General features: G+C 37.3%; 28 protein-coding genes. 18 read left to right on the top strand and 10 right to left on the bottom strand.

Annotation, left to right across the window (positions count from 1 at the left end; genetic code table 11):
* The first annotated feature begins 225 nt into the window (after window positions 1-225).
* Genes FJA49_RS12290 through FJA49_RS12280 form a run of 3 tightly spaced genes read left to right on the top strand, consistent with a single transcriptional unit; the run spans window position 226 to window position 2,844 of the window.
* On the top strand, window positions 226-1,587 hold the full coding sequence (locus tag FJA49_RS12290; protein WP_140001215.1) for a sensor histidine kinase: 1,362 nt from the start codon (window positions 226-228) through the stop codon (window positions 1,585-1,587).
* A complete protein-coding gene (locus FJA49_RS12285) occupies window positions 1,584-2,276 on the top strand; it encodes a response regulator transcription factor (RefSeq protein WP_140001214.1) in 693 nt (230 codons plus the stop codon). The genes FJA49_RS12290 and FJA49_RS12285 overlap by 4 nt, the downstream gene beginning before the upstream one ends.
* A 4-nt stretch (window positions 2,277-2,280) precedes the next feature.
* Window positions 2,281-2,844 (top strand): hypothetical protein, encoded by a 564-nt coding sequence (locus tag FJA49_RS12280; RefSeq protein ID WP_140001213.1) that lies wholly within the window; start codon window positions 2,281-2,283, stop codon window positions 2,842-2,844.
* Between the two features lie 59 nt (window positions 2,845-2,903).
* Here FJA49_RS12280 and FJA49_RS12275 read toward each other — a convergent pair whose 3' ends face one another.
* The 3 genes from FJA49_RS12275 to FJA49_RS12270 form a co-directional block, all read right to left on the bottom strand.
* The gene (locus FJA49_RS12275) at window positions 2,904-3,179 is read right to left on the bottom strand and encodes a hypothetical protein (RefSeq protein WP_140001212.1); all 276 of its coding nucleotides are present in this window, start codon (window positions 3,177-3,179) and stop codon (window positions 2,904-2,906) included.
* A 57-nt stretch (window positions 3,180-3,236) separates the two neighbouring features.
* The gene (locus FJA49_RS18445; protein ID WP_158629485.1) at window positions 3,237-3,395 is read right to left on the bottom strand and encodes a hypothetical protein; all 159 of its coding nucleotides are present in this window, start codon (window positions 3,393-3,395) and stop codon (window positions 3,237-3,239) included.
* 605 nt (window positions 3,396-4,000) lie between these two features.
* Window positions 4,001-5,095, bottom strand: coding sequence for an MBL fold metallo-hydrolase (locus FJA49_RS12270; protein ID WP_140001211.1), 1,095 nt, complete (start codon window positions 5,093-5,095; stop codon window positions 4,001-4,003).
* A gap of 168 nt (window positions 5,096-5,263) precedes the next feature.
* Between FJA49_RS12270 and FJA49_RS12265 the strand changes: the two genes are divergently transcribed.
* The 4 genes from FJA49_RS12265 to FJA49_RS12250 all read left to right on the top strand — a co-directional run bounded on the left by FJA49_RS12265 (window position 5,264) and on the right by FJA49_RS12250 (window position 9,226).
* The gene (locus FJA49_RS12265) at window positions 5,264-5,569 is read left to right on the top strand and encodes a hypothetical protein (RefSeq protein ID WP_140001210.1); all 306 of its coding nucleotides are present in this window, start codon (window positions 5,264-5,266) and stop codon (window positions 5,567-5,569) included.
* Window positions 5,570-5,794: 225 nt separating this feature from the next.
* A complete protein-coding gene (locus FJA49_RS12260; protein ID WP_140001209.1) occupies window positions 5,795-6,367 on the top strand; it encodes a non-canonical purine NTP diphosphatase in 573 nt (190 codons plus the stop codon).
* A gap of 100 nt (window positions 6,368-6,467) precedes the next feature.
* Window positions 6,468-8,381, top strand: a complete 1,914-nt coding sequence (locus FJA49_RS12255; protein ID WP_140001208.1) for a DEAD/DEAH box helicase — start codon at window positions 6,468-6,470, stop codon at window positions 8,379-8,381.
* Window positions 8,382-8,467: 86 nt separating this feature from the next.
* A complete protein-coding gene (locus FJA49_RS12250; protein ID WP_140001207.1) occupies window positions 8,468-9,226 on the top strand; it encodes a carboxypeptidase-like regulatory domain-containing protein in 759 nt (252 codons plus the stop codon).
* 154 nt (window positions 9,227-9,380) lie between these two features.
* On the opposite strand, the gene FJA49_RS12245 is transcribed toward FJA49_RS12250, so the two are convergent.
* Complete coding sequence (locus tag FJA49_RS12245; RefSeq protein ID WP_140001206.1) at window positions 9,381-9,683, bottom strand: hypothetical protein; 303 nt, start codon at window positions 9,681-9,683, stop codon at window positions 9,381-9,383.
* A gap of 258 nt (window positions 9,684-9,941) precedes the next feature.
* Window positions 9,942-10,622, bottom strand: a complete 681-nt coding sequence (locus FJA49_RS12240) for a TrmH family RNA methyltransferase (RefSeq protein ID WP_140001205.1) — start codon at window positions 10,620-10,622, stop codon at window positions 9,942-9,944.
* A 54-nt stretch (window positions 10,623-10,676) separates the two neighbouring features.
* On the opposite strand from FJA49_RS12240, the gene FJA49_RS12235 reads away from it, so the two are divergent.
* Both FJA49_RS12235 and FJA49_RS12230 read left to right on the top strand, forming a co-directional pair.
* The gene (locus FJA49_RS12235; RefSeq protein WP_140001204.1) at window positions 10,677-11,207 is read left to right on the top strand and encodes an RNA polymerase sigma factor; all 531 of its coding nucleotides are present in this window, start codon (window positions 10,677-10,679) and stop codon (window positions 11,205-11,207) included.
* Window positions 11,207-11,992 carry an anti-sigma factor gene (locus FJA49_RS12230; protein ID WP_140001203.1) on the top strand — a complete coding sequence of 262 codons (786 nt, stop codon included), beginning with the start codon at window positions 11,207-11,209 and terminating at the stop codon, window positions 11,990-11,992. The genes FJA49_RS12235 and FJA49_RS12230 overlap by 1 nt, the downstream gene beginning before the upstream one ends.
* A gap of 40 nt (window positions 11,993-12,032) precedes the next feature.
* On the opposite strand, the gene FJA49_RS12225 is transcribed toward FJA49_RS12230, so the two are convergent.
* Window positions 12,033-12,842: a DNA alkylation repair protein gene (locus FJA49_RS12225; protein ID WP_140001202.1), complete on the bottom strand. Its 810-nt coding sequence runs from the start codon at window positions 12,840-12,842 to the stop codon at window positions 12,033-12,035.
* A 132-nt stretch (window positions 12,843-12,974) separates the two neighbouring features.
* Between FJA49_RS12225 and FJA49_RS12220 the strand changes: the two genes are divergently transcribed.
* The 5 genes from FJA49_RS12220 (at window position 12,975) to FJA49_RS12200 (ending at window position 18,128) form a co-directional block, all read left to right on the top strand.
* Entirely contained in the window at window positions 12,975-13,334 is a 360-nt protein-coding gene (locus FJA49_RS12220) for a winged helix-turn-helix transcriptional regulator (protein WP_140001201.1), read from the top strand.
* Window positions 13,331-14,023, top strand: a complete 693-nt coding sequence (locus tag FJA49_RS12215) for an SIR2 family NAD-dependent protein deacylase (protein ID WP_140001200.1) — start codon at window positions 13,331-13,333, stop codon at window positions 14,021-14,023. Before FJA49_RS12220 ends, FJA49_RS12215 begins: the two co-directional genes overlap by 4 nt.
* Before the next feature lie 65 nt (window positions 14,024-14,088).
* Entirely contained in the window at window positions 14,089-15,435 is a 1,347-nt protein-coding gene (gene purB, locus FJA49_RS12210) for an adenylosuccinate lyase (protein ID WP_140001199.1), read from the top strand.
* 211 nt (window positions 15,436-15,646) lie between these two features.
* Window positions 15,647-16,252, top strand: a complete 606-nt coding sequence (locus FJA49_RS12205; protein ID WP_140001198.1) for an NAD(P)H-dependent oxidoreductase — start codon at window positions 15,647-15,649, stop codon at window positions 16,250-16,252.
* 1 nt (window position 16,253) lies between these two features.
* Entirely contained in the window at window positions 16,254-18,128 is a 1,875-nt protein-coding gene (locus FJA49_RS12200) for a monovalent cation:proton antiporter-2 (CPA2) family protein (RefSeq protein ID WP_140001197.1), read from the top strand.
* Window positions 18,129-18,183: 55 nt separating this feature from the next.
* On the opposite strand, the gene guaB is transcribed toward FJA49_RS12200, so the two are convergent.
* The 4 genes from guaB to FJA49_RS12180 all read right to left on the bottom strand — a co-directional run bounded on the left by guaB (window position 18,184) and on the right by FJA49_RS12180 (window position 23,637).
* The gene (gene guaB, locus FJA49_RS12195; protein ID WP_140001196.1) at window positions 18,184-19,656 is read right to left on the bottom strand and encodes an IMP dehydrogenase; all 1,473 of its coding nucleotides are present in this window, start codon (window positions 19,654-19,656) and stop codon (window positions 18,184-18,186) included.
* 72 nt (window positions 19,657-19,728) lie between these two features.
* Complete coding sequence (locus FJA49_RS12190; protein ID WP_140001195.1) at window positions 19,729-21,579, bottom strand: tetratricopeptide repeat-containing sensor histidine kinase; 1,851 nt, start codon at window positions 21,577-21,579, stop codon at window positions 19,729-19,731.
* 94 nt (window positions 21,580-21,673) lie between these two features.
* Window positions 21,674-22,537 (bottom strand): hydroxymethylglutaryl-CoA lyase, encoded by an 864-nt coding sequence (locus tag FJA49_RS12185; protein WP_140001194.1) that lies wholly within the window; start codon window positions 22,535-22,537, stop codon window positions 21,674-21,676.
* An 80-nt stretch (window positions 22,538-22,617) separates the two neighbouring features.
* On the bottom strand, window positions 22,618-23,637 hold the full coding sequence (locus tag FJA49_RS12180; protein ID WP_140001193.1) for a quinone-dependent dihydroorotate dehydrogenase: 1,020 nt from the start codon (window positions 23,635-23,637) through the stop codon (window positions 22,618-22,620).
* Between the two features lie 142 nt (window positions 23,638-23,779).
* Between FJA49_RS12180 and FJA49_RS12175 the strand changes: the two genes are divergently transcribed.
* From FJA49_RS12175 to FJA49_RS12160, 4 genes are read left to right on the top strand one after another with little or no spacing between them, the layout of a single operon-like run.
* Window positions 23,780-24,145: a VOC family protein gene (locus FJA49_RS12175; protein WP_140001192.1), complete on the top strand. Its 366-nt coding sequence runs from the start codon at window positions 23,780-23,782 to the stop codon at window positions 24,143-24,145.
* Window positions 24,146-24,154: 9 nt separating this feature from the next.
* Window positions 24,155-24,535 (top strand): VOC family protein, encoded by a 381-nt coding sequence (locus FJA49_RS12170; RefSeq protein ID WP_140001191.1) that lies wholly within the window; start codon window positions 24,155-24,157, stop codon window positions 24,533-24,535.
* Between the two features lie 21 nt (window positions 24,536-24,556).
* Window positions 24,557-25,306, top strand: coding sequence for a hypothetical protein (locus tag FJA49_RS12165; protein WP_140001190.1), 750 nt, complete (start codon window positions 24,557-24,559; stop codon window positions 25,304-25,306).
* Between the two features lie 5 nt (window positions 25,307-25,311).
* On the top strand, window positions 25,312-25,929 hold the full coding sequence (locus FJA49_RS12160) for an HD domain-containing protein (RefSeq protein WP_140001189.1): 618 nt from the start codon (window positions 25,312-25,314) through the stop codon (window positions 25,927-25,929).
* The last annotated feature ends 55 nt before the right edge of the window (window positions 25,930-25,984 follow it).

The raw sequence follows: 25,984 nt of genomic DNA, 5'->3' as shown, positions 1-25,984 counted from the left end.
CTTTCTGGAAATGGGTTAACGAAGGGTTAATGAAGGGTTAAACGCAAAACAGCCTTCTGAGTAGCATTTAACAAAAGAAGCTTCAGTTATGTCCCAGCCCGTATCTACTGTGCGAGCGTATCATTGCGCCGCTACAGATTTGGTTAAAGAAGGGTTAACGGTTTGTTTTTTAGTACGGCAAAACCAATAAACTCCTAGCTTTGTCCCAACAAACCAGCATTTGTCATGAAACGAAAAATAATGTTATTAATAGCTTCCTGTATTTTTACCGTAGCCGCATTGGCAACTATACAGGGCTATTTTATATACAACACTTATAAACTGACTGAAAAAGAAGTCAGCGCCAAGATCAAGAAGCAGCTTTTTGAATTGGAAGATACTGATGAGTGGTATAGTCTTAACAATGCCTGGATGCGACTTTGTGGCCAATTTATTAAGGACTATGCCTATAAAAGAGTCAAAAAAGAAGAATTTGTAGCTTTTATGACCAAAAAGTCAGATTCGTTGAGCAACCTCATGTCAGATTATATGACAAAAGTGAAAAAGCCTGGCGATTATGATATCGGTTATTCGGTCTATATCAATTCTGCTACGATTCTTGAAAACCAAAAGATGAAAACCTTTTATAAAGGCAAACTGTTTGTAAGCGGAAATCACACCCGAAATAAAGAAGAAATATCAGCTTCTACTGGCCGATGGGAAAGCGATTTAGAATTAAGCGTTAAAGACAGCCTGGTTGCCCCGTTAAAAAAAGATTTTAAGTTCCTTATCAAAAGTGAAACCTATTATAGCGTTGCCAATTGGCAGATGACAGTAATTAGTCAAATGGCGGGATTGCTAATCTTTTCCATTCTGCTTATGGCGTTTGTGGTTTATCTTTATTATTTATCGCTTAAAAACCTTATCAGCCAGAAACGTATTGCCGACATCAAGACTGATTTTGTAAACAACATAACCCACGAATTCCAAACACCCTTGGCAACGATGGATATTGCGATCAAAACCTTGCAACGCAAAGAAAGCAACATGACAGAAGAGCATTACAGACACACGCTGTCTTTGCTCGAAAGACAAAATGAGAGGTTGCAGAAACTGTTTCGTCAGGTTACCGATGCTTCGTTACTTCCTACTGCCCAAACCGAAAATGTCAAGGAAGTCAACTGTAGTGAAATCCGTGATATTATTGAAGATTTCAAGCTTTCACATCCTAACACCGCTATTAACTGCCATCAGGAACAAGATGGCCTCCATGCCAAAATCGACCCATTCCATCTGAATACTATTATCGTAAACCTGCTGGAAAATGCAGTAAAATATGGAGCAACAGAAATTGATATTGAAATGAAAGCCCAGAAAAATAATTTTATAATGAGCATTCAGGATAACGGGCAAGGCATCGCCACTAAAGAACAACTTGCCATTTTTGATAAATTTTACAGGATTGAAAAAGGAAATATACACGATACCAAAGGACTTGGACTTGGACTATTTTATGTCAAGCAACTCATAGAATCCTATAAAGGCACAATCAAAGTAGAAAGCGAAGAAGACAAAGGAGCCCTATTTTTAATCACCCTACCCATATGAAAAAGCACATCCTATTAGCAGAAGATGATTTCGACTATGCTTCCATCCTGAAGCAGTATCTGGAATTTTCTGGATTCAATGTCACCTGGGCCAAAGACGGCAAAGAAGCTCTTAAGCTATTTCCTGACACCCAACCGGATATCTGTGTCTTTGATGTAATGATGCCACAAATGGACGGCTTTACGCTGGCTGAAAAGGTTGTTGATACCTATCCGGAAACGCCTTTTATTTTCCTAACGGCCAAATCCATGAAAGAAGACAAGATAAAAGGGTTAAGACTTGGGGCCGATGATTATATCGTCAAGCCTTTTGAAGTAGAAGAATTGATATTGCGAATCACGAATATATTGAAGCGTGTGCAGAAAACGGCGCCACAGCACATAGCAGATAAAAAATTCAAAATTGGACAATATCTTTTTGATAGCGAAAACTATCTATTGACACATGAAAAAGTTACACACCGAATTACGGAAAAGGAGGCACACCTGATTCAGTTTTTATATGCCAATAAAAGCAAGCTTGTAAAAAGAGAAGATATCCTGAAAGAAATCTGGGGCAACGACGATTTCTTTTCTGGCAGAAGTATGGATGTCTTTATCAGCCGATTACGAAAGTATTTCAGCGAAGATCCTGCCATTTCTATTCCAAGCGTAAGAGGCTTGGGTTTTGAGTTTAACATTAAAGAATAACATTATGAGACTAATTATCACCATCGCATTTATGGCTTGCAGCTATATGGCAAGCGCACAGAAAGCTACACCTACACCGCCAACACCACCAACACCGGCTACTCCATCAACGTCGGTTAAAGTTTCGGCAAATACTACTTCAGTAGTAACAATTAACGGAAAGACGTATGTTTCTACCGACTCATCAACTCCTGTAAAAACAGAAGTCAAAACCAACGGTAAAAAGAGTAAAAGCAAAAGCAGCTCTAGTTCTAGCTCAAGTTCTAGTTCTACCTCTGTTTCTGTCAATAATTCCGATTTTACGTATTCTATAAGGGCTAGTTTTGACGACTATAAGACTGAAAAGATTCGAAAAATTTTGATGGAAAATCTTGAAAAAGATCATTTCAGCAGCAAAGGTGATACATATACATGGAAAAAACTTGAAGATGGCGAAGCGGCTTACAGCTTTGTATTATCTGAAGGAAGGCTAAAAGGCACTGTAAACAAAGAATTGAACTCCAATAATGCTGTAGACAAGTTTATCGCTTTAGGCGAAAAGATTTCGGAAGCATTGTCTAATAACTAGGCATAAAAAACGGCTGAATGTTTTACATTCAGCCGTTTTCAAACTAACAATGAATCAAATCAGCTAACAGCGTTTGAAGCTTTGTCGTTTATTCCGGTTGCAGCATCGATGGCTTTTCCGGCAATATTTTTACTTTCCTTAATCATGGAATCTGCTTCGGCTACTGCCGAATCTTTAATCTTGCCTAGGGTATCTTTTACCTTTCCGGCCATATCGCCTGCTTTGTCAAGCAACGATCCAAAGTTAACATATCCTTTTTTGTGGCAAATTACTCCTACTACTGCTAAGGCTGCGACTCCCGCCGCTATTCCTAAAACTAGTTTCTTGTTTGTCATAGCGCTGTTTTTTAATAATAATTTGATTCGTAAACTAACTAACTCGAATAAACTTACTTAGATGAAAAGTGGAAAGCCATATTCTTCATCTTGACCGTCTAATTCTTGGTCTTCCTCTTCTTCATTGAAGATTTCCATCCTATTCAATACCGTTTTTACAATGGTCACTACAGAGAGACCTACGATTCCGATCAATAAAAGGCTTTTTGTTTTCATTTTCTGTGCGTATTATTTTGGGTTATTAATTATTAATTCGTCATGAAGATACGACAAAACACGCAATGAGAATGCAGGTTTAATATAAATTTAATACAAAAACAACACATTTTGTAACAACTAGGAAGAAACGTGTAATGAGATTTTTAAGGGACTTGGGATTTTATGATTTTAGATATATGATTTGGGATTTAAGATTTCTGACAGATGCTCTTAAATTTATTTTTGATTTGAGATTTTTGATTTATGACTCACACTCTACCAACTATAAACTATCTACTACCAACTATAAACTATAAACTATCTACTATAAACTATCTACTATAAATTAAAAATAATTCTTGCAGTTCTAATAAATAAGATTACTTTTGCAGCGAGAGACCTGGAAACAGGGTTACGCTCTCACCGCAAAAGTCGATCGCTCCAGGTCGGCTTTTGCATTTTTATAGGGTTTGAGATTTATGATGTAAGATTTTAGATTTGTGATTTTAGATTTATGATGTAAGATTTTGGATTTATGATTTTGGATTTATGATTTAAAACTCCCAACTAAAAACTATCCACTATCCACTACCAACTATAAACTATCCATTACCAACTATCAACTAATCGATTCCTTCCCACCATTTAACCTTACTATCTAACGCATCCAAATCCAGTACTTCTCCAATCATTGGGTGTACTATAGGTTGTCCTGTTTTTTCAGCAGCGGCTACGGCTCTTATGATAGGCTCATCCCAATTGTGAAGTGCAAGCGGAAACTTAGCCCAATGCACCGGAAGCAAGACTTTTGCATTTAAGTCTAACGCTGCCTGTATAGTTTGTTCTGGCATCATATGAATATATTTCCAATTCTTATTGTACTGTCCGCATTCCAATATAGCAAGGTCAAATGGCCCAAATGCATCGCCTGTCTGCTTGAAAAAAGTGTCATAGCCCGAATCGCCTCCCACATATATTCTTTTTTGTGGTGTATTGAGTACAAAAGCCAGCCAGATTGCCTGATTTCTCTTAAAGCCTCTGCCGGAAAAATGACGGGCGGGAGCTGTATGTATATTAAAGCCTGAGCCCAAGTCCAATGATTCATGCCAGTTAAGCTCGTCAACAATTTTCATGTCAAAATTCCAGCGTTCGAAATGCTCACCTGTACCTACTCCCGTAATGATTCTTTTTATTTTTGGCTTCAATTGGAGCATTGTATCATAATCCAGGTGATCCCAATGATCGTGAGAAATGAGTAGAAAGTCAATCTCAGGCATATCGGTAACATTATAAACATTCGCTCCTTTAAATGCATTTACAGTAAATGACAAAGGCGAAGCATGGTTGCTAAACACCGGGTCAACCAAAAAAGTCTTTCCGTTTAGCTGCATAAAATAAGAAGAATGGCCAAACCACACCAGCACATCTTTTTCGGGATCCAGATTTTTCAGGTCGGTTTTTTGGGATGGAATGATGTCTGAAGGAATATTTCGTTTGCTCTTGCCAAAGAAAAAGTCTTTTAAAACGGTGTATAGATTAGCTCCATCAGTAAGATCAGGCGTATCAGAAATATTCTGGAATTGGCCTTTTCCGTAATTCGAAAGCTTTTTAATGCGTTCAACCCGTTTGCCTGATGGCCGTCTTCCAAATTTCGGGTGGTTAAAAAAGAAAAATACAGAAATTGCCAGCAGGATACCGAGAGTAAAAATAAAAGTCATCTGATTTCAGGGTTTAACTACGCCAAAGCTATCGATAAATTAGATTCAAAAAATAAAAGCTATGCTAAATATAATATAACAAAATCAAAAAATGCTGTTGGATTTACCATAACTGCTATTTCATTTTTAAATCGTATATTAGTAAGACAATTTTATAAACCAGCCATCATGAACGATAATTTCAAGACCATCATCGAATCCCTGATTAAAAACGGTTTCATAGAATCGGAACAGCATATTAGGGAACTCGGTAGTAAGCTCGATTTTAAGATTACGCAATATTCTTTGAATACGCCTCTCAGCTTTAAATTTCATAACAGCGAAGAATTTGTCACTTTTCTCAACTTCTCAAACCCGGAAGAACTCGACGAGGAAAAGATTGGACTTATCAATGCTGCCCTACTCGAACAAGGATTGGATCCAGCTCACTTCTTTTATGTAAACTTTTTTAAGAAAGAAGTGAATGAGTTATAGTTTATAGTGGATAGATTATAGTGGATAGTTGGTAGTAGATAGTTTATAGTTGGCAGGGTGTTAGTCGTAAATCAAAAATCTCAAATCAAAAATAGATTTAAGGCACATCTGCATTCACAAATCTTAAATATATTTCCCAAAACTTTCGATTGAAGTACATTTGCATTCATAAATCTAAAATCATAAATCTAAAATCACAAATCTAAAATCTTACATCATAAACCCATGAAGCTCGTTTTCGCCTCAAACAACAAAAACAAAATCATAGAAATACAAAATCTACTTCCGGAAGACATACAGATATTGAGTCTGGAAGATATAGGTTGCCATGAAGATATCCGTGAAACGGCTGATACAATTGAGGGCAATGCTATCCTAAAAGCAGACTATGTTACCAAAAACTATGGCTATGACTGCTTTGCTGATGATTCAGGACTGGAAGTCAATGCCTTGGATGGCGCTCCAGGCGTCTACTCTGCCCGCTATGCCGGCGAGCAAAAAAACGACCAGAACAATATTGACAAACTGTTAGTGGAACTGGAAAGCAAAACGGACAGAAAAGCCAACTTCAAAACAGTTATTGCACTGAACCTTAACGGACAGCAGACATTATTTACCGGAAAAATATTCGGTACTATCATCACAGAACGACGAGGAACGAATGGTTTTGGTTACGATCCTGTCTTCCTTCCTGATGGTTTTTCCTACACATTTGCACAACTTTCACTCGAAGAAAAAGGTTTAGTGAGCCATCGTGCACAAGCTGTGAGACAACTTATCGAGCACCTAAAAAAATAACTTTCTGATTTTCAATCACTCATAAAAAAATAAACTTCGTTTTTGCATTAGTTTTAATGATTTATTAAACGTACCTTTGCACCCTATTTTAAATAAATATATGAACAAATTTGAACAATTAGGATTGAGTGAGTCGCTGCAGAGGGCGATTTTAGATCTAGGATTTGAAAATCCGACAGAGGTGCAGGAAAAAGCGATTCCCCTATTATTGGCACAAGACACAGACATGGTTGCGTTGGCTCAGACAGGGACAGGGAAAACAGCAGCGTTTGGTTTTCCGCTTATCCAAAAGATTGATGCCGACAATAGAAATACTCAGGCGTTGGTTTTATCACCAACACGCGAACTTTGTTTGCAGATTACAAATGAAATCAAAAACTACTCTAAGTACGAAAAAGGTATTAATGTAGTTGCGATTTACGGCGGTGCCAGCATTACAGAGCAGGCTAGGGAAATTAAGAGAGGTGCACAAATTGTTGTAGCTACCCCGGGGAGAATGCAAGACATGATCAATAGAGGATTGGTGAACATTTCACAAATCAGCTATTGCGTACTTGACGAAGCAGACGAAATGTTGAACATGGGCTTTTATGAAGATATCGTAAACATCCTTTCAACTTCACCAGACGACAAAAACACATGGTTATTCTCGGCTACAATGCCAGCAGAAGTAGCTAGAATTGCAAAACAATTCATGAGCGAACCATTAGAAATTACTGTAGGAACCAAAAACTCTGGTTCTGCTACAGTTTCACACGAATTTTATTTGGTAAATGCTCGTGATCGTTACGAAGCATTGAAAAGATTGGCTGATGCTAATCCGGATATCTTTTCTGTGGTGTTTTGCCGTACGAAACGAGATACACAAGCAGTTGCTGAAAAATTAATAGAAGACGGATACAGTGCTGCAGCTTTGCATGGAGATTTATCTCAGGCGCAGCGTGATGGCGTTATGAAATCATTCCGAGGAAGACAAATCCAGATGCTTGTAGCAACTGATGTTGCTGCTCGTGGAATTGACGTTGACAACGTAACTCACGTTATCAACTACCAACTTCCTGACGAAGTAGAAACTTATAACCACCGTTCAGGAAGAACCGGACGTGCTGGAAAATTAGGAACTTCTATCGTAATCGTAACAAAAAGCGAATTGCGTAAGATTTCTGCTATCGAAAAAACCATCAAACAGAAATTTGAAGAGAAATCAATTCCTTCAGGAATTGAAATCTGCGAAATCCAGCTGTTACACTTGGCTAACAAGATTAAGGATACAGAAGTAGACCATGAAATCGACAACTATCTTCCGGCAATCAACAACGTATTTGAAGCACTTACAAAAGAAGAGCTGATCAAGAGAATGGTTTCGGTAGAATTTAACCGTTTCATCAACTACTACAAGAAAAACAGAGATATTTCTGCGCAATCTGCTGGCGAAAGACGTCCTTCAAGTGAAGGTGTTTCCAGAGATAGCAACGGTGCAGTACGTTATTTCGTAAACATCGGTTCTAGAGATAATTTCGATTGGATGTCTTTAAAAGACTTCTTGAAAGAAACTTTAGATCTTGGACGTGACGATGTTTTCAAAGTAGATGTAAAAGAAGGTTTCTCTTTCTTTAATACTGATGCTGAACATGCAGACAAAGTAATGGATGTATTGAACGGAATCGAAATGGAAGGAAGACGCATCAATGTTGAGATTTCTAAAAATGACGGAGGTGGCAGAAGCAGCTCTAGAAGAGACCACAACGGCAGAGGAAACAGATCTGGCGGTGGCGGCGGATTCAGAAGCGACAGAAATTCAGCTCCAAGAAGAGAAGGTGGATTCAGAAGCGACAGAAGTGGAAGCGACAGAGGTGGTTCATCAGACAGACCACGCAGAGGCGAAGGTTTTTCTTCAGATCGTTCAGACCGTTCTGATCGTCCAAGAAGAGAAGGCGGATTTTCTGAGCGTTCACCAAGACGTCCTGAAAACAGATCGGAATTTCCGAAACCAAGAAGAACTAGAAGAGACTAAATCTTTTAGTTAATTTTCTTATAATTATATACAGACTGCAAAATATCTTAAAGAGTTTTATTACTTTTAACGCTTCTAACAAGGCTATGAGATATTTTGCAGTTTTCTTTTTCTTTTTCGTAACCTCTTTTGCTTTTGCACAGGATACAAAAATTTCGGCTACAGTAATTAACGACAATACTTTGCTCCCCCTGGCAGATGTTAGCGTAATTAACCTCAACAAGGTTAAAGGAACGACAACAAATGCAAGTGGTTATTTTGAGTTAGTTGCCGAAGTAAACGATACGCTTCACATTTCGACTCTGGGATATAAATCCATCAAAGTAAGAGTCACCAACGACTGGTTCAAAACCAAAAGCACAAAAATCAAAATGACTGAAAAGGCCTATGCCTTAGAAGAAGTAGTCATCAATCAATACAATCTGACCGGATATCTGGAAATCGATTATAAAATCATTCCTATAAAAGAAAACTATAGATACAGTATTTCAGGCCTTTCGCAAGGTTATGAAATGGGAAGATATTCTCCTGGTGCTTTCTCAAAAGTAGTAGGTTCCATCTTCAACCCTGCCGATATGCTTTATAATTTCTTCGGAAAAAAGCCTACGGAACTCAAAAGGTTGAAAGAAATGAAAAAGGATGATGCTGTAAAAAACCTGCTATCTTCTAAATTCGACAGAGAGACTTTAGGTGCCTTATTGGGCGTTACTCCTAATGAAATTGCTGAAATCTTGGAACGTTGCAACTATTCTGAAGCTTTTATCAAAACAGCTAACGATTTGCAAATCATGGATGCCATCAACGAATGCTATGAAGAATACAAAATTCTAAAAGGTAAAAAATAAGGTAATTATATGCCAGTTTACACTGGTTAGTTAATAAATAAGCCCCTTTCGTTAGTGAGGGGCTTTATTTTTTATTTTTCATGCTTTCAAAATATTAAAAAAGCCACTCCAATTACGGGTGGCTTTTGTTGTTAATAATATTTTTTCTTCTAACTTATAATTGATTATCCCAATAACGATTGCTTGATTTATTATCAATAACTATTACTTGAACAATCACAATTATCCAGTAAATTGGGAATTTAAAAAAAGTATAAAGGATTTCATAATTGTCCATAATTCCGATTGTCATTTTTACACGCTGAATTTCAATCCACTGCGAAATAATCGGAAGAACAATTCCGAATATAAGTCCTACTATACAGCCTATTTTTCTATTAATTTCTTTTTTCCAGAATTTAATATTTATTATTATTAAAATTCCAATTACTATATAGTCAAAATATCCTATTATCATTTTTTTCGGTTTACTCGTACTTACTTATGTGCCTGACAAATCATCCTTATCCATACTTCCAAGCAGATTGAACTGATAATCATATCATGCATTGCTATTACAAATATAAATCAAACTAAGAGAGTGTTTTCAAAATCTTTAAATTTAAGGGAAGAACAAGAAGACTTAAATAAACTGAAACTTACGCTTTTGCACGAATGAAGATTTTATAAGAAAAAAGGAGTGTAGAATTATATATAATCACCAAAAATAATATTCCTATTCCGGAATATTATTCATTTCCATATACCGCTCTTCTATTCTTTTGATATCACGGATAGAGTTTTTAGCCCATGCCAATCTTCTAGAAAATATTTCATCTTCTGTTAACTTCCAATCTATATCGGATTGGCGCAAACGGCTCGTTATATCCTGAATCACTATCGCTGCCGAAACCGAAATATTCAAGCTTTCCGTAAAGCCAACCATTGGGATTTTCAAAAAACCATCGGCTTCGTCCATCACTTCGTCAGAAAGCCCTTTTCTTTCGGTACCAAAAAATAGTGCCGAGCGCTTTGTAATATCAAATTCATGCAACAAACAGGAATCATTATGAGGCGTAGTAGCAATAATTTGGTAGCCTTGTTCTTTTAATGCTTTCACGCATTCTGCATTGGAATTGTATCGGGTAACGTCTACCCATTTTTGGGCTCCCATAGCAATTTCCTTGTCAATTGTTTTACCGTATTTTTCTTCCACAACATGAAGATTCTGAATACCAAATACTTCACAACTGCGCATAACAGCACTGGTATTGTGAAGTTGGTAGATGTCTTCCAATGCAATTGTAAAATGATTGGTACGCTGTTCCAATATCTTTAAAAACTTCTCTATTCTGTTTTCCGTCAGAAATCCTTCCAGATAGGACAGATATTCAATTTCCCAGTCTTTTTCTTTCATTAGTAAGTGGATTATAAAATAGTTTCCTTAACTTGGCTTACCTAAAATCTGGCCATGACTCAGGAAGAACTGCTGATACAAATTTATAAAAAAGACGATAGAGCTTTTACATTGCTCTATGATATGTATTCTAAAAGTCTTTTTAGCGTTATTTACAATCTGATACGCGATCATGAGGAAGCTGAAGACATTCTTCAGGAAACTTTTGTGAAAATATGGAAAAATATTGACAGCTATGATGAATCTAAAGGAAGATTCTACACCTGGATACTTAATATTTCCCGAAATGCTTCTATTGACAAACTCCGTTCCAAAGGTTTTAACAACAGACAAAAAAACCTCTCGTCTGATAATTTCGTACATCTTCTCGATGACAGTAACAAATTGAACCATAAAATCGATACGATTGGAATCAAGGAATTTGTGAAGAAATTAAAACCGAAATGCATACAGATTCTCGATCTGTTATTTTTTAAAGGATATACGCAGCAGGAAGCATCGGAAGAATTACAGATTCCGCTGGGCACCATAAAAACACAGAACAGAAACTGTATTAATGATTTAAGAAACTTTTTAAAAGTATAATGGATAAGCAAGAATACATAGAGTCAGGTATTTTAGAATTGTATGTTTTTGGACAATTGGAGGAACCGGAATTTAGCCAGATTACAGAAATGGCCAAAAATGACGAAGATATCCGCAATGAAATTATCTCAATAGAAAAGGCCATTATCAATTTTTCTGAAAGCGTAGCTCCTTTCCTTTCATCAGAAAACTATGAAAAGATACGTGCTTCATTACTAATCAAACACAAAATAACAACGGATGAAAAGCCAAAACCAAGTATCGGTTTGTATTTGGGATGGGCAGCATCTATATTGCTTATGATTGGCGTTGGATATCAATACGTACAATTAGAAGATAAAAAATCTAAAATTGAAACGATAGAAACAGAAAAAAGCAAATTACAAAAGTCTGTAACTGACCTCGATCTGCAAAACAAAAATACGGAAGCCGCATTGGCAATCGTCCGTGATAATAGCAATACGGTAGTCGCTATGGAAGGACAGGAAGTTTCGCCTCTATCCTACTCAAAAGTCTATTGGAACAAATCCACCAAAGCCGTGCATATTGATGCTACAGGACTTCCTGAACCGCCGGAAGGAATGGTTTATCAGGTTTGGGCATTAAAACTCAATCCGCTAACCCCAACAAGCATCGGGCTTCTTGACAATTTCAAAGGCAATACAAAACGTTTCTTTACAGTTGAAAAAGCAGAGGAAGCAGAGGCTTTCGGAATTACACTGGAACCAGCTGGCGGAAGCCCATCACCTACTTTAGGACAGCTTTATACGTTAGGGAAGGCGTAGTTAAGGTGTCAAGGCTCTAAGGTACTAAGGTGCTGAGTGGCTACGTTTTCTTTTCGATTGTGCGGAGTGCTTTTTTAATGATATAATCGGTTTCCTTACTCGGAGATTCTTTGCGCCATTTTTCACAAAGTTGCGTTACAAATTTGGGCTGTGATTTGCTGGCATCATTGAGCCAATTGCCTACACTGTCTTGTACATATTTTGCCTTGTCAGAACGAAGAGGTTCCAGAATTGGCAGGCCTAATTCCGGTTGTTGTTTCAGTACTTCGATATGTTCGCACCAAACTCCACGAGGCCTCGTTGCTTCGCTTGCAAAACGTCGTACGTTCTCATCTTTACTCTTGGTCCATTCTGAAAGGATTTTTATACTTTGGCTAATATCCTCTGAAATTAATTTCCGAACCGAAAGCCATGAAATTTCCCTTACTCCAAAATGGCCATCTGCTGCAAATGGTTTTATCAATTCCAATGTTTCCTGTAAAGTACGGTTCTCATCACATGTAATATAATAAGTCGCCCAACAACGAACCAAATCGGACGGAAGCGAAACAATTTCCATTAAAAATTGAGAATCATCTGCCTGTAAAGCCTGCTTATAAAGTCCTTTGCCAATGGCTTCATTAATAGTATTGACCGTTTGCTTTTTTAGTTGCTCTATATTTTCTAAAATCGGTGCCAAATAAGAGGTTCTTTCTTTCTCTTCCAGCAAATTCTTAAGCAGTATTTTTTGGTCGACTGCCAACCATTCTACCAAATTTGCGGTTTCTATTTTTCCAGCGTTCAACTGTTCCATAATAGCTGTGGGAATATCTTTTGCGGAACGAGATCCTTTCCTTTTTGTTTCGGTCATAACCTAATAATGTTTCTTCAAGAATGATATGCCTTGTAATCTTTCTTTGATTATTTTTGTAAAAATCCTAAATCTGGTGCAGATAGGCAATACCGCATATTTTTATCCCCTAGTGAGCAAAAAGTCAATTTTATGAAAACAAAGGAAAGAGCAACCGAAAATAAAATATGTCCATTAGAAATTGCTGTAAATTCTATATCCGGAAAATGGAAAATCCCTATCGTATGGCAAATCAACGAAGGCAAAAAACGCCCTAGTGAATTTTTAAGAGGCATTGCCAAAGTAGATCGCCGTGTATTGAACCAGCAATTGAAAGAATTGGAAAAAGATGGTATCTTAACCAAAGAAACTTTTAATGAACTGCCACCCAGAGTGGAATACTCTTTGACCGAATTAGGAGAAAAGCTTGTCTTGGTTTTATGGCAATTAAACGATTGGGGAAAATTACTATTGGAAAAAGAAACCCTACATCCTGAAACACAAACACTATGAAAAAGAAACTTGTAGTTCTTACCGGAGCCGGAATCAGTGCTGAAAGCGGCATCAAAACTTTTCGTGACTCAGACGGATTGTGGGAAGGTCACGACATTATGGAAGTCGCATCACCCGAAGGCTGGAAAAAAAATCCTGAGTTGGTTTTGGATTTCTACAACAAAAGGCGCCAACAACTTAAAGAAGTCCTACCTAATGGCGCTCATATAATACTGGCGGAATTAGAACAGCACTTCGATGTATATATCATTACGCAAAATGTAGACGATCTACACGAAAGAGCCGGAAGCAGCAAAGTATTGCATCTGCATGGAGAATTGCTCAAAGCACGCAGTGTACAAAACCATCGTCATATTATAGATTGGAAAGATGATTTGTTTTTAGGGAATCTGGACAACAACGGACATCAGCTCCGTCCGCATATCGTATGGTTTGGCGAATCTGTACCCGCTTTAGATGAAGCCGTAAGAATCACCCATGATGCCGATTTCTTTGCCGTGGTAGGAACCTCATTGCAGGTATATCCGGCCGCAGGTTTGGTTGATTTTGCAAAACCGGGAACACCTTTATATTATATCGATTTAAAACCCGCCCGAATTACAAACCTAAGCAATGAATTGGAAGTTATTCCCAAAACGGCTTCGGAAGGCATGAAAATCTTAAAAGAAAAGCTGCTTCTGCTTGCCTAATATCGCTTTTTTATCTTTTATACGTCAGACAGATAAAGTATATTTGCGCTTAATAACAACACAAAATGACAACGCTAACTGAACTAAACGCTATATCTCCTATCGACGGGCGATATAGAAGCAAAACGTATTCCTTATCACCTTATTTCTCAGAAGAAGCACTGATCCGTTATCGGGTGCTTGTTGAAATAGAATATTTCATTTCACTTTGCCAGATTCCTTTGCCACAGCTAAAAACTGTAGACGCATCGCTATTTGACAGCCTGAGAGCTATCTACAAAAATTTCAGCGCTGAGGATGCCAAAGCCATCAAGGAAATTGAAAAAACAACAAATCACGATGTCAAGGCCGTAGAGTATTTTATCAAAGAAGCTTTTGACAAACTCGGATTATCCGAATATAAAGAGTTTATCCATTTTGGATTGACTTCACAAGACATCAACAATACTGCAATTCCGTTATCAACCAAAGAAGCTTTTCAGGAAGTATATCTTAAATCGCTAATTGAGCTGACAGCTAAACTTAAAGAATTAAGCACCGAATGGGCAAACGTACCGATGTTAGCCAGAACTCACGGACAGCCTGCTTCTCCTACCCGATTAGGTAAAGAAATAGCTGTGTTTGTAGAAAGACTGGAAGAACAGATGCGCCTTCTTTTTAATGTTCCTTTTGCTGCCAAATTTGGAGGAGCAACCGGAAATTTCAATGCGCATCACGTTGCTTACAAACAGATTGACTGGAAACAGTTCGGAAAAGATTTCGTAGAAGGAACTTTGGGATTACAACATTCGTTCCCAACAACACAGATTGAACATTACGACCATTTTGCTGCATTTTTTGATGCACTGAAACGAATCAACACTATCCTGATTGACCTTGACAGAGACATCTGGACGTATGTATCGATGGATTATTTCAAGCAGAAAATCAAAGCCGGTGAAGTTGGATCGTCTGCTATGCCACATAAAGTGAATCCAATTGATTTTGAAAATTCAGAAGGAAACCTTGGAATTGCAAACGCCATTTTCGAGCACCTTTCTGCCAAACTTCCATTATCACGATTACAGAGAGACCTTACCGATAGTACGGTATTGAGAAATATTGGCGTACCAATGGGACATACGCTTATTGGTTTTGAAGCTACCTTAAAAGGATTGAACAAATTATTGCTGAACGCAGCGAAATTTGAAGAAGATTTGGAAAGAAACTGGGCTGTTGTTGCCGAGGCTATCCAAACTATCCTGAGAAGAGAAGGCTACCCGAATCCATACGAAGCCTTAAAAGGACTTACAAGAACCAACGAAGTCATGAACAAGGAATCTATCCATAATTTTATCAAAACTTTGGATGTCTCTGACAGCGTAAAAGCAGAATTGCTAGTAATTACGCCAAGCAATTACTTAGGAATCTAAGATTTAAAAATTCAAATACTATAAAAAGTCTCGAGCAACAACATACAATACTGCTCGAGATTTTTTTTTTGCCAATTTCTTTTTTTTCCCGACATTTAAATTACCAAAGCACACCCCAACTATAAACTATCCACCATACATTATCAACTATAAACTATCCACCATACACTATCAACTATAACCTATCCACCAACCACTATCAACTAAATCGATGTTAAAGAACAAAATTTTAATATTGTTTGCTCATCCTTTATTCGAAAAATCTTTTGCGAATAGAATTATAGCGGGACATATCCCGGATTCCGAAAACATCACCTTTCACGATTTATACGAACTTTACCCAGAACTTGATATTGATGTCAAGTACGAACAGGAACTGCTAAAACAGCATGACATTATCATCTGGCAACACCCAATGTATTGGTACAGTTGCCCGCCTTTGTTGAAACAATGGATTGATATGGTTCTGGAATATGGCTGGGCTTATGGAAAACACGGATTAGCACTACAAGACAAAATCATTTTCCAGGCCATTACTACCGGAGCCAATGCCGAAAATTATTCGGAAGAAGGATTACATTTGTTTACAATACCGGAACTATTGCGACCTTTTAGCCAGACTGCCAAAGTCTGCCGTATGGAATACCTGCCGCCTTTTGTAATTCACGGCACACATAAAATAGACGAACAGACTTGCCACGAAAAAGCAGCCTCCTACGCACGGCTGCTTACCTATCTTGAAAATAACGAAGTTGATATCCTAAAAATACAGGAGTTTTTCTACATGAACGATTGGATGCAATCTAAAAATATTTGACATGGAAAATAGTTTTTTTCTTCAGGCAATCATCTATCTGGCCGCAGCGGTAATCTGTGTCCCGATAGCCAAAAAAATCGGGTTGAGTTCCATCTTAGGCTATCTGTTTTCAGGAATTATTATCGGGCCTTTCGTCATGGGTTTTATCGGGTCTGAAGGACAAGACTTGATGCATTTTGCTGAATTTGGCGTAGTCATGATGCTGTTCTTAATCGGATTGGAATTAGATCCCTACAAATTCTGGAAAATGAGGCGTTTCATTTTAGGCATGGGATCGCTTCAGGTGGGCATTACTTCTTTGGTGCTTTTTATCTGTTCCTGTATTATTTTTGACTGGAACTGGCAAACTTCACTAACTATTTCGCTGGCCTTATCATTATCTTCAACTGCTATCGTATTGCAGACACTCAAAGAAAAAGGAATGTTACAAACATCGGTTGGGCGTTCTTCTTTTGCCGTGTTGCTCTTTCAGGATATAGCCGTCATTCCTATACTTGCTCTTATTCCCTTATTAGCTTCCAGTTCTAACATTATTCCTGATGAAGACCTGCATCATTCCCTGATTTCAAATCTGGATGGATGGTTACAAACCTTAATCGTAACAGGAGTTATTGGTGCTATTTATTTTGGCGGGAAATATATTATCGTGCCTTTGCTCCATATTATTGCTAAAACGAGATTACAGGAGTTATTCACCGCTTCGGCATTGCTGTTAGTATTGGGTGTTTCCTATTTAATGCAGATAGTTGGGTTAAGCCCAGCTTTGGGTGCTTTTATGGCAGGAGTGGTTTTGGCCAATTCGGAATTCCGCCACGAACTCGAAGGCGATATTGCTCCTTTCAAAGGACTGTTTTTAGGATTGTTTTTTATTGGCGTTGGTGCTTCCATAAACTTTAGGCTGATTATCGACAATCCTGCCTTTATCCTGATTTTCGGGTTTATACTCACGATGATCAAGTTCTTCGTGTTTTTAGGAATCGGGAAACTGTACAATAAAAAAATCGACCAGAACTTTATCTTTTCTATTGGTTTGAGCCAGGCAGGAGAATTCGGATTTGTAATCATGAGTTTTTCCATGCAATTGAATATCATCCCCAATATGCTCGCCAACCAGATTATGGCTATTATTGCCATCAGTATGATTGCTACTCCTTTCCTGCTACTTATTAACGAAAGACTGATTGATCCTTATTTTGGTATAAAAGAAAAAGAATCCAACACCTATGACGAAATCAATGAAAACAACGAGGTAATCATTGCTGGTTTTGGAAATTTCGGAAGTACAATAGGTCGTCTTTTAAAAACCAACAAAATTCCGGCAACCATCCTTGACCTCGATTCTGACCGTGTAGATTCACTCCGAAAAATGGGCTTTAAAGTATATTATGGCGATGCTACCCGATTGGAGTTGCTCAAAGCTGCCGGTTGTGAAAATGCAAAACTGTTTATTGCGGCAATTGACAACCCAACCGTAAACCTCATCGTAATTGAAATGCTTAAAAAACATTTCCCGCATTTGAAAATTCTGGCGAGAGCCCGAAACAGGAATGATGCTTTTGAGATAATTGACATGGGAATTGAAAACATTTACCGTGAAAATCTTTATAGCGCTGTACACCTGGGCATTGATGCTTTGGTTTATTTAGGCCATCGTCGTTATTCTGCAACCCGACAAGGACAGCGGTTTATCAAATATGACGAAGATGCCATATTTAGGCTCGCCAAAAAACGCCATGACAAGAAGGCTTTTATGATTTCGGCTATGGAAGAAATCGAAATGCAGGAACAACTTTTCAAAAGCGATTTGCTCAATCCTATGGGACCCGATGACCATGCCTGGGATAGCGAAAATCTGAAAAAAGATACTTCAACATAAATAAAAAAACCGGAGAACATAAATGAACTCCGGTTGTATATAGTATTGAGAAAAATTATCTGGAATAATTTGGCGCTTCTTTTGTAATGGTCACATTATGCGGATGGCTTTCACCAATACCGCTGGCAGTAATCCTAACAAAACGACCTGTTTCTTGTAAAGTCTGAATGTCTTTAGAACCACAATAGCCCATTCCTGCTCTAAGTCCACCTACAAATTGAAGCATGCTTTCCAACAATTCTCCTTTGTATGGAACACGACCAACAATTCCTTCCGGAACTAGTTTTTTGATATCGTCTTCCACATCCTGGAAATAACGATCTTTAGAACCTTCCTGCATGGCTTCAACCGATCCCATTCCTCTATAGGACTTGAATTTTCTTCCTTCAAAGATGATGGTTTCACCCGGAGATTCTTTTGTTCCTGCTAAAAGCGAACCTAACATAACGCAGTCAGCACCGGCAGCAATCGCTTTTGGAATATCTCCTGTATAACGGATACCACCATCGGCAATTACCGGAACTCCTGAACCTTTAACAGCCGCAGCTACTTCTAATACAGCAGAAAATTGAGGGAATCCTACACCGGCTACCACACGAGTTGTACAGATTGAACCTGGTCCAATTCCTACTTTAATACCATCTGCTCCATTTTCTACTAAGTATTTTGCAGCTTCTGGAGTAGCGATATTTCCAACAACAACATCCAATTCAGGGAAGCTTTTCTTTACATTTTTCAATACATCCACCACACCTTTTGTATGTCCGTGAGCCGTATCGATGATAACCGCATCAACTCCGGCTGCCACTAAAGCGCCAGCTCTCTGTACTGCATCGGCAGTAACACCTAAAGCAGCGGCAACTCTCAAACGACCAAATCGGTCTTTGTTAGCGATTGGTTTCTGTGTCAGCTTAGTAATGTCTCTAAAAGTAATCAGACCTACCAGCTTATAGTCATTATTTACTACCGGAAGTTTTTCAATTTTATTCTTTTGCAGTATTCCTTCAGCAACTTCTAATGTAGTTCCTTCTCCAGCCGTAACCAACTTCTCTGTTGTCATTACTTCCAGGATGGAACGTGCATTGTTTTTTTCGAAACGCAAGTCACGATTGGTAACGATTCCTTTTAGTATCTGATTTTCATCTACCACTGGAATACCTCCTATGCTATATTCTCTCATTACTTGCTTGGCATCACCAACTGTAGCTGTCAAAGGCAAAGTTACCGGATCGATAATCATTCCTGACTCAGCTCTTTTCACTTTTCTTACTTCAGCCGCCTGTTGGTCGATTGTCATGTTTTTATGCAAAACGCCAATACCGCCTTCCTGAGCCATAGCAATTGCCATAGCGCTTTCCGTAACCGTATCCATTGCTGCTGAAACGATTGGAACGTTTAATGTAATATTGCGTGAAAATTTAGATTGAATGCTTACTTCTCGTGGTAAAACTTCAGAATAATTGGGAATTAGGAGGACATCATCATAGGTTAGGCCTTCTCCTATAACTTTAGTTGAGTGTGCTTTCATTGTTGCAATTTGTAGTTAAATTGCGTGCAAATATAGTTAATTTTCAGGAGAAAAGGAAATCTGACTGTTTATTTAGAAATTTTTAGCTTTTGGCAAAGCTGCAATAAATTCTGTTCCTTCCTCATGATGGTAAATAATATCCAGTTTACCATTATTGTCAGACAAGAACTGTTTTACCAAAAGTAACCCAAGACCGGTTCCTTCTTCAAATCCGGTACCTTTTTCAGAAACCATTCTTTTATCGAAGTTTAGGATTTCTTCAATCTTGACTTTAGAAATTCCAACACCGGAATCGGTTATATGGATATTATGGAATACATCGTCTTCAGAATAGTTTATTTCGATTGTTCCTGCCAGCGGCGTAAACTTAATCGCATTAGATAACAGGTTATTGAGTATAATCTGTACGTGCCCTTTATCTGCATCTACAATAACATCTTCATGTGAATTGATATGACTAATCGTAATTTCTTTTGCTTTTGCTGTCAGTTCCAAAGCCGCAATGGAATCTCTGACAACAGCTTCCAAATCAACATTCTCTTTATTGATCTTAGCACCATCTAACTGCGTCATCGACCAATGCAGAATATTATTAAGCATAATAGAAGTATTGTCTACCTGCGTAATCAGATGTTCCGTGAGAACTTTTAATTCTTCATCACTGATTTCTCCTTCCTTCAACAATCCCAAAACCTGCTGTATCGAAGCAATAGGCGATCTTAAATCATGCGATAATATTGAAAACAGCCTGTTCTTGGTCTGGTTTAATTCGCTCAAATTATGATTCTGAGCCGTTATAAGTACTTTTTGGTTTTCAATATCCTGATTTTTAACCTCTAATTCATTGTAAAGTTTTTCTTTAATCTTGGTGTTTTTGGTGTATTGGTAAATAATGGTCAAGAGATAAAGCATAAACAATATGACAGAAACAGAAAACAATCGTGTGTTTTTAAGCTTGTGCTGTGCTGCTTCATTTTTCGCTATAAGCTTTTCATTTTCAGCTTCTTTACGTTTTAATTGCAGAAGATTGATCTCTTTTAATTTAGTATCGTTGAATAGCGAATCGTTATATGATTTGCAGATTGCCAGATACTTAAAAGCCATCTCATAGTTATTTTCATTTTTGTAGGCAATTGACAAGATTTCTGCCGCCCTGGCAATATCCCATTTGGCCTGCGCTATTTTTGCTGCTTCTAAACCTTTGAGCCCGTATTCTTGCGCCTTTTTATAATTTCCTTTTTTGATATAAACTTCTGAAAGTCCTGTAAAGGCAAATGATCTTTCCCATTCATTAGGCAGATCTGAATCGGTTAATACTTTTTGGTAATAATACGCAGAGGAATCCAGATCGTTTTTCAGGTAATGAAGATTTCCGAGCCTGTTGAAGGAAAGATGTTCCATATTTGCATCTTTATTCCGGGCTGCCAATTTCAACGATTTATGGAAATTCTTATACGAACTTTCATAATCCTTCAACTCAACCTGAGATATTCCTATATTAAAGTACACCTTACTCTCTAATACGGTATCTTTCAATTCATGGATAAGGATGTTGGCACCTTTAAACAATTTAATAGCTTCCTCGTTTCTGCCAATTCCCTGCTGAATCAGCCCTTGTCCAATAAGGCATTTGGCTATTCCCAGCGTATGATTGTTTGCTTCATACAGCAAAAGAGCTTCCATAAATTTCTTTAGGGCAACATCATACGATCCCACAATATAATAGCTAGCGCCATAATTATGAGCTACATCTGCAATCAGGATTGGGTCTTTTGATTTTTGAGCAACAGTTTCAGCCTTTTTAAGCAGCTTTTCTGCTTGCTTAAAATCACTGTAGACAACTTTCTTTGACTCGGCTAAATAATAGGGAACGGAATCTTTCTGTAGGTTAAAAGCATAGCTATTGCTTTTTGGTAAAACCAAGCAAATAAATACTATAAGAAATTTTATTATAGATCTGGGCAAACTATTTCTAACTAGAATTCCGCTATAAAGGTATCAAATTTCGAGCCTTAATTTAGTGGTATACAGTAAAAATCTTAGTGGCTTCGTTATAGGCACTCTCAAAACTCATTGGACTGGTGTGGGTAGCTACTTTTTCTGCCGTAAAATAAGAGAGCATTTTTTCTGTCGGCATATTGCCCGTCAGATCGTCTTTCGCCATTGGGCAACCACCAAAACCTTGTATCGCACCATCAAATCTTCTGCATCCTGATTTATAAGCTGCATCAACTTTTTCAAACCATCTGTCTGGCGTAGTATGAAGATGGGCACCAAACTCAATATGTTTGTATTTTGGAATCAGGTTTGAGAAAAGATAGTCGATTACTTCAGGAGTTGAAGAACCTACGGTATCTGAAAGCGATAGAATCTTAACACCCATATTGGATAATTTTTCTGTCCACTCGCCTACAATTTCTACATTCCACGGATCGCCGTATGGATTACCAAATCCCATAGAAAGATAAGCAACAACTTCCTTATCGGTAGCGTTTGCAATGTCCAGGATTTCCTGTAAAGTCACCAGGGATTCTGCAATAGTTTTATGCGTATTACGCATTTGGAAATTCTCCGATATGGAAAACGGATAACCCAAATAACGTATTTCTTTATGTTTAGAAGCTATTTCAGCACCTTGTGTATTGGCAATAATAGCCAAAAGTTTACTATTGGTTTGGGAAAGGTCAAGCTTCGACAGCACTTCGGCTGTATCTGCCATTTGAGGAATGGCTTTGGGTGAAACAAAACTTCCAAAATCTATGGTATCAAAACCAACACGCAATAAGGATTGGATATAGTCCACTTTCTTTTCGGTAGGGATAAATGCCTTAATTCCTTGCATTGCATCCCTCGGACATTCTATAATTTTAACTTGTTCCATAGAAATCCAAAGATAGGAAAGAATTCTATTTTACGAAATCGTTTTTTCCTAATTTTATGCTAACAGATTATAGAATAATCTTACTTTTTTTGAAGTAATTTTTTGTTGATTTTTTTAATCAATTCCGGGCCTTCGTATATAAATCCGGTATACAATTGTACAAGGCTTGCCCCTGCATCCAATTTCTCTAAAGCATCTTCTGCAGAATGAATACCTCCCACTCCAATAATAGGAAACGATTTATTGCTTTTTTCAGATAAGAAACGAATGACTTCTGTAGAGCGTTTTGTCAAAGGTTTGCCAGACAGTCCGCCTGTTTCTTTTTGATTTTCGGATGTAAGGCCTTCTCTTGAGATTGTCGTATTCGTAGCAATTACTCCTGCAATTTTGGTATCGTTTACAATATCTACAATATCCAAAAGCTGCTCGTCTGTCAAATCAGGAGCTATTTTCAGAAGAATTGGTTTTTGTTTTGGCTTGGTCGTATTCTTTTGCTGCAAAGTCTGCAACAATTGTGTCAGCGGTTCTTTATCCTGCAAGGCACGTAGGTTTGGCGTATTAGGCGAACTTACATTCACAACAAAATAATCGACATAATCATACAAGGCATCAAAGCAGATTTCATAATCTGAAACCGCATCCTCGTTTGGAGTCAGCTTGTTCTTACCAATATTTCCACCTATCAGAACACCATTGTTTTTTTTCAATCTTTCCACAGCTTCAAAAACACCGCCGTTGTTGAACCCCATTCTATTGATAATTGCCGAATCTTCTTTAAGTCGGAAAAGGCGTTTCTTTGGATTCCCTTCCTGTCCTTTTGGCGTAAGTGTTCCGATTTCAATAAAACCGAATCCCAAGTTCGAAAGCTCTTTATACAATTTAGCATCTTTATCAAAGCCTGCAGCCAGGCCAACAGGATTTTTAAATTTCAGTCCAAAAACTTCACGTTCCAGACGTTTGTCATCGACTTGGTATAGTGATTTAAAAACGGATTTGGCACCCGGAATCTTATTCAGAAACCGTAATGTGGAAAAAGTAAAATAGTGGATTTTTTCTGGATCAAAGCCAAAAAGTATGGGACGGATTACCGATTTGTACATTGTAGTTGTGTTGTGTTGTTGTTCTGCAAAAATAGAATTATCCCACCGATTATTAAATGCTTAAAAAGATTTTTTTGTTGAGACATCTAAACTAATACATCCAAAACTTTTTTATCTTTAACGAAAGAAACATCTATACGCTATGAAATTTGAAGAATTGCGTCCAATACTCTGGACAGAGAAATTAGATGAAACCATCGATTTTTATACCAAAACACTCGATTTTACTTGTGATGAAAGGAATGACGATTGGGGCTGGGCTTCACTACATCGAGATGCCATAGTGATTATGCTAGCCAAACCAAACAGCCATGAAGGATTTGTAAAACCTACCTTTACAGGCTCTTTTTATATATCGATAAATGATGTCGATTCGTTTTGGGACAAGCTAAAAGACAAGGCGAATATCTGCTATCCTATTGAAAATTTTGAATGGGGCATGAGAGAATTTGCCATTTATGACAACAACGGATATATTCTCCAATTTGGACAGGATATCCCTAATTAGGAATAGACTATGACAAAGCCAAAACTTATTGGAATTGCTCCGCAGCTCATTGTTTCTGATGTAGTACAGACTGCAGAATATTACCGTGATATATTAGGTTTCGAGATTATTGGATATTTTCTGGACCCGCCAGTTTATGCCATGGTAAAAAGAGATGAATTCCAGATACACTTTGGAAAAGCAGATGCCGATTTTGAAATAAACAAAAATGGGTATTACAAAAAGGGATGTACGGATTTGATTATTTGGGTTCCAGAAATTGATGCTTTTTATGAAGAACTTCGTTCCAAAAATGCTATCATCTTTCAGGAAATAACAAAACGAGTGTACGGCAGTCGCGAATTTATCATTCAAGACTGTAATGGATATTTGATAACTGTTGGAGATTAATTTTATACTATACCATAAAGAATGAGAAACAACATCATAAAATTTATTTTTTTAGCTTTTGGTTTAATATTTATAAGCTGCAAAGAAGACCCTGAATTAGTTGTAAGTCACAGCTTTGTAAATGATACAGCTTTGGGACATAAAAGAACTCTAAAACTTTTCAAAGACAGTACTTTCATGTTTACAGATAGCTCGTTAAACAGAGGTCTAGATCGTGATACAATCATAAAAGGAAAATACACAATAAAGAACGATACCATTTACTTTCAAGATTCCTTTTATTATTTTAAAAAGGGTATTCTAACAAATGGGTATTTTGAGTTATTAAGCCCAAGACCTTTAAAATTTGAATTATTAAAAAATAATTCTCAAATCAATTCAAAAATTTACACCGATACTAAATCTGATTTTACATTTTTCACCTACACAAAAGAGTATTTTGGAAAAGATTTAATTGGCAAAAATTCCTCTTTAAATGAAGATGAAATTTTAAAAGTCAAAAGTCTAATTCAAGCTACTATAGAAAAAAACAGGGAAGAATTTTATAGCAATTTCAATGAGAGTGATTATTACAAACAATGTATGGTAATTATCAATTCTAAAAATGAAAAAGAAGTCCAGATACATTGTATAGGCAAAAAAGGCAACTTTACTTTAGATTGGAAAGAACAACCTCTTATGGTTAAGGATGGTGGTGATTATTTCTTTTGGATAACAATAAACCTGACAAAAAACGAAGTTACTGATTTAAGTGTCAATGGTCAAGCTTAATATGTATGCTAAAACAAAAGTTCAACAATCTGCTTCAAACGTATAATGAGGATATTTCTCTGCAAGAAAAATTCTGGATGGAAATCGAAAAGCATTATAGTTCCAGCAAAAGGCATTATCATACGCTTTTACATCTGGAAAATCTTTTTGGAGAGTTGGAACCTTTACACAGAAAACTTGAAGATTGGGATACCCTACAGTTTTCCCTATTCTATCATGACATTATTTACAAGTCTTTTAAAAGCAACAATGAAGAAGAAAGTGCTTCGTTGGCAGTAGAAAGACTTCGCCAGATTGGTTATCCGGAAGAAAAGATACTCAAATGCGAGAATCAGATACTCGCCACAAAATCGCATAGTTTTGCCGATAATGACACTAACTCTTTTACTGATGCCGACTTATCCGTATTGGGAAAAGACTGGGAAACCTATACTGTTTACTACCAGCAAATCCGAAAGGAATACAGCCTTTATCCCGATTTCCTCTACAACAACGGCCGAAAAAAAGTACTACAACATTTTCTGGATATGGAGAACATTTTCAAAACAGAATATTTTCAAAATAAATATGAAAACCAGGCACGATTAAATATTGAAAAAGAGTTCCAGATACTCGATAAATAATCGTTAAACCTTGACACAAAAAATAAGAAAAACTTAAATAAATCGTAACTTCGCA

The sequence above is a fragment of the Flavobacterium microcysteis genome (genome assembly GCF_006385255.1).
In the GTDB taxonomy this organism is placed as follows: domain Bacteria; phylum Bacteroidota; class Bacteroidia; order Flavobacteriales; family Flavobacteriaceae; genus Flavobacterium; species Flavobacterium microcysteis.
This window is presented reverse-complemented; position numbering and strand designations above follow the sequence as displayed.